Raw genomic sequence first — 14,107 nt, forward strand, 5'->3', positions numbered from 1 at the left:
CAGGTAGATCCGCGGCTTAGGCGTTCGTCTGAGCCTATTCCCGCATTGCCGCTCATTATCAACGCTCCGATGAAGGCGGGGCTGCCATGTTGCGCGAGTAAAATATCCAAAGAAAACAAACATGAACAACGAATATCTCAAAAATCATTTGATTCCGCTCAAAAAACGACTCAAGAGACCGCTTCAAGAAGGCTGGACTAGATTAGGCACGGACTGGACGGGCATTACAAATTTCGGAAATGTTCCTGATGACGTCAACGTCGGTATTCTGACCGGCGAGGCTTCGGAAGATCTGGTGGACGTTGACTTGGATGGTCCACACACCATTCAAGCCGGTGCGTGGATCCTACCCGAGACCAGTATGGTGACGGGGCGCGATAGCCGACCGGATAGCCACCGATTCTACCGAGTAACCGGAGGCACCCAAACCCTCAAGTTTGAGCACCCACGTTACGGAACCATGCTTGTCGAGTTCAGGGGCAACGGCTGTCAGACGATGATGCCGCCCTCGATCCACCCGGACGATGGGCTAATGGTGCGGTTCGAGCCCGGCAAGGATGGCGAACCGGCACGTTGCGACCGTGAGATGCTCTTGCGCAAGGTCGGCCAAGTTGCGGTTGTCAGCGTTCTTGCCGACTATTGGGTTCAAGAGGGACGCCATAATCTCGCTCTGTGGTTTGCCGGTTTGTGCGCGTGCAATGGCGTGGATCGTGAGGCGTGCGAGACCGTCGTGCAAACCCTCTGTGTAATCTTCAACGACGAAGAACCTGATGATAGGATTAAAGCTGTCGAGGCAACCTACGAGAGATTCGACCGGGGCCTGCCTGTTGAGTGGCATGAAAAGCTAAGTAATATCATCGGCGGATTCGGCGTTATTCGAACCCTAATCAAATGGATGGGCGGACAAACTTCCCAACTGAGGTCGGTGTCAGATCGTAAGGGCCCGCAAACTGTATCTGTAACCATTGATACCAGCACCGACATCTCTACGGCGGAGACTTTTTGCGATTGGGTTGGTGATAGGTTGATCTACGCGGAACATGAAGAGTGTTTTTACGAGAACAGGGCGGACGTTTATGACCCCATCTCGAGTGTTGCGGTTAAGGCCCGCATTATAGAGTTTCTGAAAGCTCCGCCCAACACAGGAACCATCAGCGATCCAACCAAAATCCGTGCTTCTCAGTCAAACGCGCGGATCAAGGCAATCTATGATCTTATCAAATCGTTCATACGGAGGGATGATAGAGAATTCAATCATCACGCGCATCTTATCGGGACTCGCAATGGTGTTCTTGATCTTACGAAACGCGAGTTGGTCGAAACAACCGATATCATCACTCGAAGGATCGGGACTGAGTTCCATCCCCATGCGTGGTGCCCGAAGTTCAAAGCATTTCTAGAGCAAGTGTTTGACGACGATAACGACAAAATCGAGTATGTCAGGCGTGCAATCGGATACACTCTGACCGGAAGCGTCGAAGCTCAGGTCATGTTTATTTTGATCGGCTCCGGTGCCAACGGCAAATCAGTGCTCCTGAATCTATTGCAAGCTTTAATGGGCGACTATGGATCTTCGCTACCGGCTCATTCAATCATGCAGCCAAGGTTCTCAAACGACAAGACCGACGACCTAGCCTCACTGGATCGGAAGCGGTTTGTTTTCGCGACTGAGGGTGAGGCTGGTGACAAGCTTGCTGTGGCTAAAATCAAGCGAATGACCGGCGGCGACATCATGTCGGTCAAGCGTCTCTACAAGGATTATTTCAACCTCAAACCGGAGTTCAAGCTGTGGTTTGCGAGTAACGATCTACCTCAAATCTCGGGTAATGATGATGCGATCTGGCGAAGGATTCACGTCATCAATTTTCCTGTGACGTTCAAGCCTGAGGAACGCGACCCGAAGTTGCTTGAGAGCTTGAAGGGTGAGTTGCCGGGCATCCTGAATTGGGCGCTGGAAGGCTTGCGGCAGATCGGTAAGTTGAAGGGTGACTTTCTAGCACCGCCTGAGTCCGTGAGGCACTCCATCGCTGAATACCGGAGTGACAATGACAACGTGAGCGACTTCGTTGAGGGAGCATGTGTTCGTGATCCCAATGGGCGTGTAATGGTCGGGGATTTGTATAACAGTTATGTAAACTATTGCCAGAACAGTGGCTCGGAACCACAGAGTAACATCACATTTGCCAAGTCCCTCAATCGATTAGGCTTTGGGATTCACAAGCTCAGCAAGGGGAACGCACGAACAGGACTAAGACTCAGATAAGGGTTGACGGGGGCTCTGCTCCCTGTCGCCTCCCTCCGGTCGCGAGTAGTTGTTTCTACACAGAATGGAGGAATGGATGATGGATAGGTAACTATCCATTTATCTATATCTATTTCATATCTTATTTTTAGGTATAGAACCTCCATTCCTCCATCTGTAACCACAACAAATTTCGGAAAAGAACGGAAGCAAGAGACGCATAGAAGCTAAAATGTGTCTAAAATGGCAAACGACAGCGATTCAAAAATAAGTGAAATTTGCAATGATGAAAGGAAACCGTTGTGATTGAACTGAAAGAAACGAACATTGTAGATGAAAAAGTGATATACGACCGGAAGGCGAGTCACAGGATAAGGTATATTTTCAGAGAAGCCCTGGTGATCTTGCGTGAACGGGAAGAAAATCCGCGACGGCCTATCGAGTGGCACAAGATGGATTGGCGCATCAATGAAATGAAGCCAATGGCGGACATCGCACTAGAGGGCACCGATCCCGAAATTTCTGTTCCGGCTGAGTTGCACGAGAATTTTCGGTATCAGTTAGATGAGGCGCTTAAGATAGGATGGGATAGGCTCAAGACCAAAAACATCTATTACATTGAGACTCAGGATCTTGTTCGCCGTGCTAATAAGGAACGGCTCAGCTTCCGCAAGTTGGCGCCGAACTATATTCCGGCCTGAGCGGATTGCCTTGGTGGCACGTCATTCAACCAATCTGATGCAGCCACTAGCATCGAACGAGAGGCTTGCACGGCCTCACATCCGAAAGGGATGGTTCTCACCCACAGAGCTCTCGACGTGTCCTGAGCGCCTGAGCCTGTCCGTCAGAAGCACTATCGCCCCCACGATGGCGTCAGGATCGCTCAGGATCGCTCAGGAGCGTCCATGGTGACATAGAAGCGCGTAGACGGTCCTTCTAAGCCTTGGGAATCTTCGGCCAACCCTAATACGCACCATTCAAGGCCCGTCAGGCGCTAGGGTGCATAACAGTTGTTGTCATTGGGCTGAACGCCCTCCCGCCGTCCCATAAGCCCCACAAGGGAGCATGGAGCGATTCCAGAGGGCACCAGGGGTCTGCATCGGCTAAATAGGAAGGGGATGACCCACAACGGGAGACCTATGAGCGGTCTTGACAGTTTGTCTTGGTCATCCCCAACCCCACCTTTCTTGATCGTCCGTGGTGGCTTCGTGGTCCTGTAGGTCAGGGTTCCTTCCTAAGGGCCGTCAGTCTGAGAGGGCACCATCGCCCCACGATGCATTGGCGATAGCCCAGGATCGTCCGTGACGCCCTCCGAAGCTCATGAGCCGTCCCCCGCCACTTAGGAATCATGGGGAAGTTCTGACGATGCCGGTCTTGGGACCGTTACCCGCCCAGGTTCACAACAGTTGTAGAAAAGGCTTCGGCACCGGCTCTATGCCAAGGGTCCAAGATAGGCGGCGCTGGCATACCCCCTCACCAATGCCGCCTAGCTTATTACGCCTATATCAATCCAAGCTCTGGCATTCTCTGTCGTGTCACTCCTGGGAAAGGCACGACGTTGTACGATGGCGCCGGTTCGCATTCGGCCGTTTGGTGAAATCGCTTATGCTTCATCAGGACGCGAACAGTAGCTTCGCTGATTTTGCCTTTTGCCATGCGTCGCCGAATGCACCGTTTGACCCAGATCGGCGTTCCTTCCCAACTCATGATAGACCTCATGAGAATGGACGACAGCTTGTTTTCTGCGCCGGCCAAGTTTGCCGCCTCTGAATACATAATACCGGCTCGGACCAATAGGCCGGATTCATTCCATTCGTGAAACCCACATAAGTGACAGTTTGTGTCTGAGTGTTTCGGTGTCGCAAATGAGCCACTATGCCGGCCCGGGCCCGACCATCCACCCGCTCTCGTCAGGTGTGAACAGCTATGGAAAGAGTTTGGAGGGCAGCGTCACTCCACGATGGCGCTCAGGATGGCTCAGGATTGTCCGTGGTGGCTTCGAAGCTCACGGACTGTCTACTTCGCCTCAGGGGCATGTACCGGCCTTGGTGATCCCGATCCAAGCGCCTTCACCCGCCATGGCTCTCAGCGGTTGAGGGTTCGCTAGAGCGGCCCTTGCATCGTTTCGCCTGATCCCTGAGGAAGCGCGGATTGTGTCTCAAAGGCAGCGTAGCCCTGGGACGCTCATACGACGGGCCGAATGGGAGTGAGAATGATCAGATCCACGCTGTCCATAAGCGCCGGTCTAGCGGTCATTGCGGTCCTGCTAACCGCCCTGTGGATGGGGTATGGGCCGCGTCCTCAGAATGGTCAGGAGAAACGTGCCGCAGCCGTCGCGCCCCTATCCCAACAGTCACGAACCGGACTGGATACCAAAGGCCAATCCATTCGCACAATCACGCCAGGGTCGGCGTCCAGTTCGGGGATGGTGGCAACGGCTCCCACAGGCTCAGCACCGTCCGCGACCGCTCAGCCCGACCAGCCGGCTATTCCAAAGGCGTCTGTCGAACCTGATGCTCCCGTCAGACAAGGTGGGAGCGCATCTGACCCGAACGAGAGGACTGACGCTGCCCAAAGAGACGCTAAAGGTCCGGCCGCCACGACAGGCGGCACCGTCGACCTGAATACCGCGACCGTAGAGCAGCTAAACGGCTTAGGTGCGGGAATGATCGGTAAGAGGGTCATCGAGTTCCGGCCCTACACGTCACCCGATGAACTTCTTAGCCGTCGTGTCCTGAAACGTGCTGATTACGATGCCATCAAGAACTCGATCACGGTTCAATAGCTTCGGGGGCAAGCTTTCGGGTAAGGATCAAAGGCGATTCAGGGCTTCCCTCATCGTCATCAGCCTGACCCACGTATGGTCGTCAGTGTAGCGTCGTGTTAATCAATCACTTCGTCGGCCCTCGCGAGTAAGTCGGCAGGAACTTTGGCCCCTATCTCATCAGCCGCCTTTAAGTTGATTATCAGTCGGAGGCGAAACGGCTGATAGAACGGCATATCCGCGACGCTTGTTCCCGCAAGCGCCAGCGATGTTTGTCTGGCAAGCTGGGCCCACAGTCCTGGCAAGTCAACGTCGTGTGCGATCAATCCTCCTGCATCAACATACTCCCTGACAGGGTAAATAGATACAAATCTGTGCTCTGTAGCTAGCCGCACAACGAGCTCTTTATTGGACAGGTTCTCAAGTGATGTGCTCACAATGCAAGCCTGTGCTGTTTTTGCTGCCTCAGAGAACGCGGCTTGATACTGCGGCTCCCTGTGGGGGCTTTCTACTGGCGGCCCAACCATCGTGCATCCGCTTTGTTCGATAGCTTCTCTGATGCTCGCGATGGCGGGGCTCTCCCAGAGACTGCGTGCAGAAAGCACAAATATCTGCCTCGTTTCCGGGGCTATATCTTTCAGGTACTCGACCCGTTTCTTCCAGATATCTAGGCTTGGATTGACCATGACACCACTGACGTTTCCGCCGGGGTGCGATATCGAACTGGCGACGCGGTAAGCGACGGGGTCGGTCATAAAACCCAAGATAGGGATGGTTTGCGTCAGCTTTGAAAGGGCAAGGATGATCCTGTCGGAGCTTGTAACAATAACGTCAGGCTTACTTTCGACGGCTTCTTTTGTGATAAGGTCGTACTTTTCTGCTGCGCCCTCTGCGCTGAAACGAGATATCAGAAGATTTTTCCCCTCAACGTAGCCTCGTTTCTCGAGTTCTTCGAGGAAAACCTTAAAATATATATGGCCGCCCTTGTTCATTTGCGCCAGGGCACGGGACGGGTGAACCAACGCGATACGGTATGTCTTTTCCGCTGCTTTCGCTCCATTGCGTTTGGCGAAAAATGTCATACCTGCGGCAAGCGACAGAACTTGGCGACGTTGCATACGTCTCACCCTGATTTCGGTACATTAGCAAAAGCCGACTATCCTGTGGACCTCCGTCAAATCCCACCCCGTGTACGTAAGTTTTTTATGCAGGTGTCTCTATCGCTCTTGGTCTAGCCGCGCGTACCCTACTACTCCGGCGGCCTTGCGTCCCGGGAAAGCTACCGTACTATCATCTCGCCAAAGAAGCACGGTGTTTGAGTGCCATAAGCTTAGGTGGGGCGACCATGAGCAGGCGTCTGGCGGCCATCATGGTGGCCGATATCGTCGGTTACAGCCGACTGATGGGCCTAGATGAAGCGGGCACAATCCGACGCCTAAAGGTCCTGCGCCGCGAAGTAACCGATCCCGCGATCAAAGCCGCCCAGGGCCGCATCGTGAAGACCATGGGCGACGGTCTGTTGGTGGAGTTCCCAAGCCCCTTGAGAGCCGTCTCGTGTGCGATCCGCATTCAGCGGGCGATGGCCGGGTTCGAGTCCGCGTTGCCGGATGACCGGCGGTTCAAGCTGCGCTTCGGGATCAACGTGGGCGACGTGATCGCCCAGCCGGACGGGGACCTGTTCGGGGACGGCGTCAACGTGGCGGCGCGCCTGGAACCTATTTCGGAACCCGGTGGGCTTTGCGTCTCCCGGTCCGTCCACGATCAAGTGCGGGACAAGGTGCCCTACCGATTCGAGGACAAGGGAAAGCTGGAACTCAAGAACATCGCCCGGCCCGTTGGCGTCTTCGCCCTGTCCGCGAACGCCGTTCAAGCTCTTGCAGTGCCTGACGACGAGGAGGACGACGACGCCGAGAACGCACCTGAGCCGAACGTAGCGATGGGACCGCCGGCCTCGCAGGTTGCTCCTGCAACCCGTCGCCGTTTCCGACTTTTCGGGCTGGCCTCGGTGGTTGCGGTCGTGACACTCGCGTCCGTAGGTGCCGTCGCATGGTCCGTGTGGCCGGGCCAAGCACCTAGAGCCGAGAACACGCTTGCTGTCCAAAATGGACTGCCGCCGAAGCCTCTCCCGCCCCTGTCGCTGGTGGTGCTGCCGTTCGCCAACCTGAGCAACGATCCCGAGCAGGATTTCTTCGCCGACGGTTTAACGGAGGATCTGACAACCGACCTTTCGCATCTGGCCGGCAGCTTCGTGATCGCGCGCAACACCGCCTTCACCTACAAGGGAAAGGCTGTTGATGTAAAACAGATCGGGCGAGATTTGGGAGTACGCTATGCTCTCGAAGGAAGTGTCAGAAGAACCGATGAGCATGTCGTCCTGAATGCACAGCTTATCTCTACTGAGACCGGCGCTCACATTTGGGCGGATCGGTTCGAAGGTGAGCGCAACCGACTTGGTGAGTTGCAAGCCGAGTTTGTAGCGCGCCTCGCCCGCTCCCTCGATGTGCAACTAACGGAGGCTGAAAGCTTACGCTCACTTCGAGAGCGGCCGAACAATCCTAATGCCGCTGATCTAGCGATGCTCGGGTGGGCCGACCTTAACAAGCCTAGAAGTGCTAAAAACACAAAGTCCGCCATCGATTATTTCAACAAGTCTCTGACATTGGAGCCGAACAACCTAAAAGCGTTGCAGGGGCTTGCCAGAGGCACCATCCAACTAGTTACAAACCGTTGGAGTGATGATCGGCTGGCTGATATAAAGCGGGCTGAGGACCTTGCAAACAGAGTCATCTCTGTAGCACCGAATTCCGCCATAGCTTATTTCGTCAAGGGTGACGCTTATTCGTCAAAGCACAATTTCGATCTTGCGATCACGATGTACGATGAATCAATCAAGAACGATCCTAACTTTCCTGAGGCTTACGGGAAAGCCGGAAACACCAAAATACTTATGGGCCGAGCCGGCGAGGCGTTTGCTTTGATTGATAGGGCTATCAGGATCAGCCCACAAGATGGACTTATAAACATTTGGTATTATCAGATGTGCCACGCTCATACTCATTTGAGGCACTGGAATGAAACGATAGCTTGGTGTTCGAAGTCGGTAGCGCGGGGTCCATATTGGATAGCTTACGTGGATCTTGCGACAGCTTATGCTTGGACCGGCAAGAGCGCCGAAGCACATGAAGCCATCGAGAAGCTGTTGGAACTGATGCCAGGGTACACAGTACAGAAATGGGCCAATGCAGGCTGGTCAGATAACCCTAAGTTCCTAGAGGAATATGCCTACATCGTTCAGGGTTTGCGTATGGCTGGATTACCTGAGGGTTCAACCAACTAGACGAAAGAGATTTGGTTATACGGAAACGGTGTGAGGTAACAAGCCCGCATAGTCGTTTACGAGGCGGTCCTGTGCTACAATCCCGCTATGCACGTCCACACCGTCATGGCCCGCCTCAAGAATGGTTCGCCGGACCTTTCTGAGGATCCCGCACCCACCCTTCCGCCGGCTCTCATCCAGTGTGAACAGCTATGGAAGGATCGTGGAAGGCGTAGATCGTGGCCGAAGGATCAATGGGCGTTCGTGCGGGCCACCATCGAACCCTTGCTCTACGCTAGGATCGAACCGGAGTCTGAGCATCGTGAGAATGGGTTGCTGCATCCTGAAAGAGCGATCCAGGCGCGATCCATACAACTGTTATCGTGCAGCTTCGAAAACGGTCCGCTCCCCATCATATCGGCCTATGCGGAGTTCCAGCTAAGGTTCGACCGGGCGTTCAACGGCACAGGGGAATTGTACGATTGGATGGAATCGACGGATTGGTTAGATCATGCTCTGTGCTTCGGCTTCCGTACAGAGGACATGAGTGAATGGGATGCGACTTGGGAACACCAGGGTATAGATTTTGAACTAATTGACCCTAGTGATACGCTTACGACTCATTCCGAGTTGATTGGCTCATAATAGTCTCTGTCAAAGCGACGACCAATCTCTTATTTGATAAGCTTAGTTGCGAGAAGACAGCGTTAAGTGTTGCCCGTAGATCGGCTGTGCTTACGTCCTCGCCACTGTCCTCGACAATCGAAGTCATGGGTACTTTGGTCACGTCACAGATCGTCTGGATTGTGTCGAGTCCGGGTAGGCTGACACCCCGCTCAATGTTTGACACGGCTTCTTTCGAACGGTCAATCAACTCTGCCAACCGTTCCTGCGTTAGGCCGGCTGCCTCGCGTGCCCGCTTCACCCGTAACCCTATAGTCTTGTTCAACTCGCGCTTCATAAGTCGGAGTGTGGCTCCGACCGATTCGCTGGAAAACGAAGCAAACTACTATATTATCAGCCGTTGACGGAGTTTGCTTCGTCTGCGCCCCTCGGAGTCATCATGCGGTCCCTATCTCGCATCCTCACCCTCTTTGGCTTCCTCGCCTTGCTGTTCACCGGTCCCGCGCTTGCGCAACAACCCTATGGCTGGTCACGGATGCCTGACGGACGCATGGTGCCGTTCGTCCCACACGTTCTACCCGGAGAGACACATGGGACAGCGAAGGCCACTCAAGCCGGACCACCGTCGAAACAGATCTTCGAGAGCGTGACGAATGAAGCGATCCTGAGGGGACTGAGCATCGCCTTTGTCGTCTTGGCATCCTGCACCGTGATCCTGTTTGTGCTCGGATGCGGCTCCCGGGTAGTCGTGTTCGCTAACGCATCTGACGTGCTGATGTCGGCCAGTATGTTCATCGCACCGGTCGTGACGGCCCTTGCCACCATCGGCCTTGTCCTGCTGTTCACTCCCGACCAACCCAATGCGCACGGTGGGTTCAGCGAGTTCATCCATCAAAACCCGGCACCCGCCTTCGCTATCGTGGTCGGAGCCCTGTGGTGGCTATGGGCGATCCTCGGAACGCTTGTGAGTTCGATCCGGCACAACGGCTTGATCGTCGGAACGCTGGTCGCCGTGATGAAAGTAGGCGCGGTCTTCTCACTCTTAGCCGTCTGGTATGGGATGATCCTGAATGAGGCGAACACCCTGGAAGGCGAGAAGGCACGGTTCTTCCTGTTCCTGATCCTCGCGTGGTTCGCCTCCCGGTTTGTGAACGGTCAGAGAGTCATGGAACGGCGCGAGATGCGGATGCAGTCAGCGGATCTTAGCGTAGCCCAAGCCTGACCAAAGCCCTCTGACGTTCCTCACAACTGTTGTATGGTTGGGCGGCCTTCCTCGCACGGGAAGCCGCCCATTTTTGTTTCCTAGTGCCGAAGGGCGGAGTCCACGGTTTGTCGGCTGCTGTGGGAGCCATAGGGATACCTGTGAGGCACCAGTCGAGGCGGACTGCGAGAGTTGCAGCACGCTCAACCCAATGCCCTCCCTGAGCCTCCTATCACCCGGCAGATCCCGTTGGCGCACCGTTCAGAAGACGATAGGCGGATGCCCGTGCCACGTTCAGTTCCTTAGCAATGGCTTGGCTTCCCTTCCTGCGGGGCCCACCACCGTTGTGAATCAATGGGTTATAGGACGGATTAGCGACATCACCGACAGCGTTTAGCCGTAGCCATATCGCGGAAAAGGTGTACTGCACCGTGCGAATTATCCGCCCGAAACAAGAATGTGACCTCGCCGTTGCCTGAGCGCAACACACACGATCAAGTTAATGGGTATCACTCGATCATAAGGACGGGTCACACCGATGCCTGTCTAAACATGGAAGAACAAGGGGCGGGGAAGTGAGCTTAATCACGGATCTCACGAACATTCCCCAACGAGAAAAAGGCGGCAGTACCGCACTAGATCGGCTGGATTTCCAGACAACTTTTGGCCTGGACGAACTTCTAAGAAGACACGTCGCTCCCGGAAACTATGGAATAGCATTCGAATTCCACGACGATATTGTTGTTTTGGACGACGTCGGCAACCCAGGATCTATAACAACATACCAATTAAAGACCGATAAAAGCAAAAAATGGACAATCGCGCGTTTGACAAGCCGCAAAGCTGAGCCGGGAACTAATAAAAAAGGCCCGTCAATCGCGGCAAAGATGTACGACAACAGAGTAAAGTTTGGACACCGAGTCCAAGAAGTCTATTTCGTAAGCAACCAACCTTGCGATTTCATAGACCAGGACAAATATCCCTGTAGCTTCTCAAACGGAAGCCCCGATTCGGTTTCCGAGTTTGAAGCGGCAATGAAAGCAGAGATACCCGCGTTCAAAGACGTGGATACGAAGCTTTTTCACTATGATCAAACATCATTTGGTCTCAACGAATATAGCAATTACATCCTCGGGAGAATAGTCAATTTCTTAGCCGATCATTGTTCAGTGCAAGAGTGCAATCACCGTGCATTTTATTTGGGAGTGTACGATCAATGCAGAAACAAATCCAAGTTTCTCAAGGATGTAGTCAGCTATGACCAATTAATCGCTGCGAAGTTCGTTGCTCGAAATGATTTCGACCAATGGATTAACGATCTAAAGCTGTCACTGAAAACAAGACCAAAGTGGAGTTCAGTGCAAGCGAGTAACAGCGGATATACTTTTCAGGAACTTGCGCCAATCCGCATTCAGTGGCGCAATTACGAAGCAATGCAATTCTCTACTGATTTCATAAATCTGGCTTTATGGAAAAAGGAGGTTCGCAAGCGGCTAGATCAGCCTAGTGTGGCGTACTCATCGATAAAAATGATGATCGATACAGAGTCGGAAGCTTTGAAGGATACGGCCAAGCTTCGCTTTGGTCATTATGATCGGACGTTCGTTCAAGCCGCATTATTGTATGAGTACCTTGCCAATGAATGACATAGACCGATTCAAGAAACTTGTGCGCAATCTCAGAGTGAAATCCGATGAGAAACTTGGTATTCAGAAGATTATGGTTAATATCGAACAAAGAACGGGCCGCCATCAAGCTATCCTTTCATCCAAAGGCGACGGCACTAATCGGCGGGAATGACGTCGGGAAATCGTCGGTCATTAAGTCAATCTACTGGACCCTAGGTGCCGATCCTGCACGGACGCACGACAAGTGGAAGAAAGCAGTTGTAACCGGTGCATTAGAGTTTGAATTCGGTGGCCGTACCTACGTCATAGTTCGTCGAGGGAGGGAGTTCGGCGTCTTCGACCAAAAACTTGATCTTCTGCATAGATCGACCGGCGTGACCTCCGGCATCGGACCGTTTTTGGCTGAACTTTTGGGCTTTCATCTCTTGCTGGTTTCTCGCCAAAGAAAGTTGACAATACCTCCGCCCGCATACGCTTTCTTGCCCTTCTACGTTGATCAAGACATTGGGTGGCAGCAGCCATGGCAATCTTTTGACAGCTTACAACAGTTTTCCAATTGGAAAAAGGATACGATCCATTTCCACAGCGGCATAAAATCGAATGCGTATTACAATCTAAGGGGACAGGTAATTCAAAATAAGAGCAGAGTAGCTGAATTATCGGCAAGCAAGTCTTCAATAAGCGTCGCGGCATCCCGAGTGGAGCAAGCCTACGTCGTGCGGGGTCTCGGATTTGATCAGAAGACACATCAGGAAGCTATCGAGAAGCTTCTAACCGGTGTAAAGAAGCTTAGGGAAAGGCGGCAAATATATAACGCCTCGCTTGTCAACGCCATCGATCTCCGAACGGCGCTTGATCAGCAGCTACAGATTGCGAAGAACTCTCTACTTGAGCTTGACCGGGATGCGTCGTGGCTTGCAGACCACACAGAGACCGTGATTCAGTGCCCCACCTGCGGGACGGATCACAGTAATTCTTTTGCGTCCAGGTTTGGGGTTATTGATGATCGAGAGTCGTGCAGAGCCTTCATTGATAGCACAATTGATGAAATGTCGTCGCTAAGCGCGCGGATCGATGGTATTTCAGTAAGAATGAACGAAGCCGACGATGAGATTATGACCATCGAAGATGCGCTTAACGAGAAGCACGGAGAGGTTTTGCTGAAAGATGTGATCGAAGCAGAAGGACAGCGGCAAGCGGTACTTACATTCAACGCGCAAATTGAAGAAATTAATACCGAGTTAGATGCGATTGAGTCAGAGATTCGCGACCTTGAAAGGCAGATAAAGGAGCTTGAAGATCCGAAGCGGAAGGAGCAGATTGAAAACTTCTTTGCACAAACAGTTTTGAACTTTTCAAATGCCCTCCGAGTCCAAAATCCAGACTTTGATTCGATAACGCAGCTGGATCGCGTAATTAGAAACACCGGGAGTGACCAGCCACGCGCAGTTCTCGCTTACAATCTTGCTTTTCTCCGTGTAATGCACAAGTACTCTTCTTTTGTTATTGCCCCATTTGTCGTTGACAGCCCCAACCAGCAAGACCAGGACGAAGACAATCTAAAAGTTATGGTCAAAGAGATCATACGCGGCCGACCTGATAACTGCCAACTTATATTGGGCTCTGTAAGTCTTTTCAATGTGGCTTTCGATGGCAAGGTTGTAGAGTTCAGTAATAAAAACAAGGTGCTTAGGCCGGAACAGTACGAAGAAGTTGGAAAGTTCATCGAACCTCTCATCATGAAAATGATTTCATGACGGCCAGTATTTGCTTCAACTTCGCTGCCATTTCTGAGCGATCTCCGCACGGCGAATGGGGTCGTCTAGGATCCTATAGACGACCTGTCTGGACAAACGCAGCTGACGAAATATGCTGGCGTCCGTGCAACCTTGGTTCTTCAATGCCACGGTCATATCTACTTGCCTCTGATCAAAGCTAGGTTTGCGCCCAAGATACGCACCATCTGTTATCTTCGCGTGGGCGATGCCCGCTCTTTGTCCTTCTTTGGTTGCTTGTGCTTGAGCCTCTGCGCTTGCGGCCACGAACCCAATCAGGGCATCGCGAACAGCTTGCTGCATCGGGTCCGTGGTAGCCGTCAAACACCATCCCGTTAATGATCGTTCGCACCACGACGCCACGCCGCATGAACTCGCGAATCGTGGCGCTCACGTCCCTGTAGTCGGGCCCAAGGCGATCCACCCATCATACGAGAGGGGTATCCCACGCCTCAGGATGTCGAAGAGATGCCTTCCCCGAGGACGATTCCAGCTGGCTTCGGCTCATTCTCGGATCGTCGGCTGATGCTCCCTTCCAACGCCCGGTCTGACGCCCG

General features: G+C 53.1%; 7 protein-coding genes. 6 read left to right on the plus strand and 1 reads right to left on the minus strand.

Translation table 11 applies throughout. The annotated features are described in order from the left end of the window. Positions 1–121: 121 nt before the first annotated feature. Both CIW48_RS13440 and CIW48_RS13445 read left to right on the plus strand, forming a co-directional pair. Positions 122–2,263, plus strand: coding sequence for a phage/plasmid primase, P4 family (locus tag CIW48_RS13440; RefSeq protein WP_149311224.1), 2,142 nt, complete (start codon positions 122–124; stop codon positions 2,261–2,263). Positions 2,264–2,544: 281 nt separating this feature from the next. After that, positions 2,545–2,943 carry a hypothetical protein gene (locus CIW48_RS13445; protein WP_149311225.1) on the plus strand — a complete coding sequence of 133 codons (399 nt, stop codon included), beginning with the start codon at positions 2,545–2,547 and terminating at the stop codon, positions 2,941–2,943. Between the two features lie 2,182 nt (positions 2,944–5,125). On the opposite strand, the gene CIW48_RS13455 is transcribed toward CIW48_RS13445, so the two are convergent. Beyond that, positions 5,126–5,998: an ABC transporter substrate-binding protein gene (locus CIW48_RS13455; protein WP_173009261.1), complete on the minus strand. Its 873-nt coding sequence runs from the start codon at positions 5,996–5,998 to the stop codon at positions 5,126–5,128. 353 nt (positions 5,999–6,351) lie between these two features. Here CIW48_RS13455 and CIW48_RS13460 point away from each other — a divergent pair, with 353 nt between their 5' ends. From CIW48_RS13460 to CIW48_RS13480, 4 genes are all read left to right on the plus strand, one after another. Further along, on the plus strand, positions 6,352–8,343 hold the full coding sequence (locus CIW48_RS13460) for an adenylate/guanylate cyclase domain-containing protein (RefSeq protein WP_149311228.1): 1,992 nt from the start codon (positions 6,352–6,354) through the stop codon (positions 8,341–8,343). A gap of 1,042 nt (positions 8,344–9,385) precedes the next feature. Next, positions 9,386–10,168 (plus strand): hypothetical protein, encoded by a 783-nt coding sequence (locus CIW48_RS13470; RefSeq protein ID WP_149311230.1) that lies wholly within the window; start codon positions 9,386–9,388, stop codon positions 10,166–10,168. 554 nt (positions 10,169–10,722) lie between these two features. Further along, positions 10,723–11,793 carry a dsDNA nuclease domain-containing protein gene (locus CIW48_RS13475; RefSeq protein WP_173009262.1) on the plus strand — a complete coding sequence of 357 codons (1,071 nt, stop codon included), beginning with the start codon at positions 10,723–10,725 and terminating at the stop codon, positions 11,791–11,793. Positions 11,794–11,840: 47 nt separating this feature from the next. Next, positions 11,841–13,532, plus strand: a complete 1,692-nt coding sequence (locus tag CIW48_RS13480; protein ID WP_149311232.1) for a hypothetical protein — start codon at positions 11,841–11,843, stop codon at positions 13,530–13,532. Positions 13,533–14,107 lie beyond the last annotated feature (575 nt).

This window comes from Methylobacterium sp. P1-11 (assembly GCF_008329595.1).
GTDB lineage: Bacteria > Pseudomonadota > Alphaproteobacteria > Rhizobiales > Beijerinckiaceae > Methylobacterium.

Coding starts and splice junctions, on each gene's coding strand:
- CIW48_RS13440 (WP_149311224.1), top strand. CDS start 122: ATGAACAACGAATATCTCAAAAATCATTTGATTCCGCTCAAAAAACGA.
- CIW48_RS13455 (WP_173009261.1), bottom strand. CDS start 5,998: ATGAACAAGGGCGGCCATATATATTTTAAGGTTTTCCTCGAAGAACTC.
- CIW48_RS13460 (WP_149311228.1), top strand. CDS start 6,352: ATGAGCAGGCGTCTGGCGGCCATCATGGTGGCCGATATCGTCGGTTAC.
- CIW48_RS13470 (WP_149311230.1), top strand. CDS start 9,386: ATGCGGTCCCTATCTCGCATCCTCACCCTCTTTGGCTTCCTCGCCTTG.
- CIW48_RS13480 (WP_149311232.1), top strand. CDS start 11,841: ATGAGAAACTTGGTATTCAGAAGATTATGGTTAATATCGAACAAAGAA.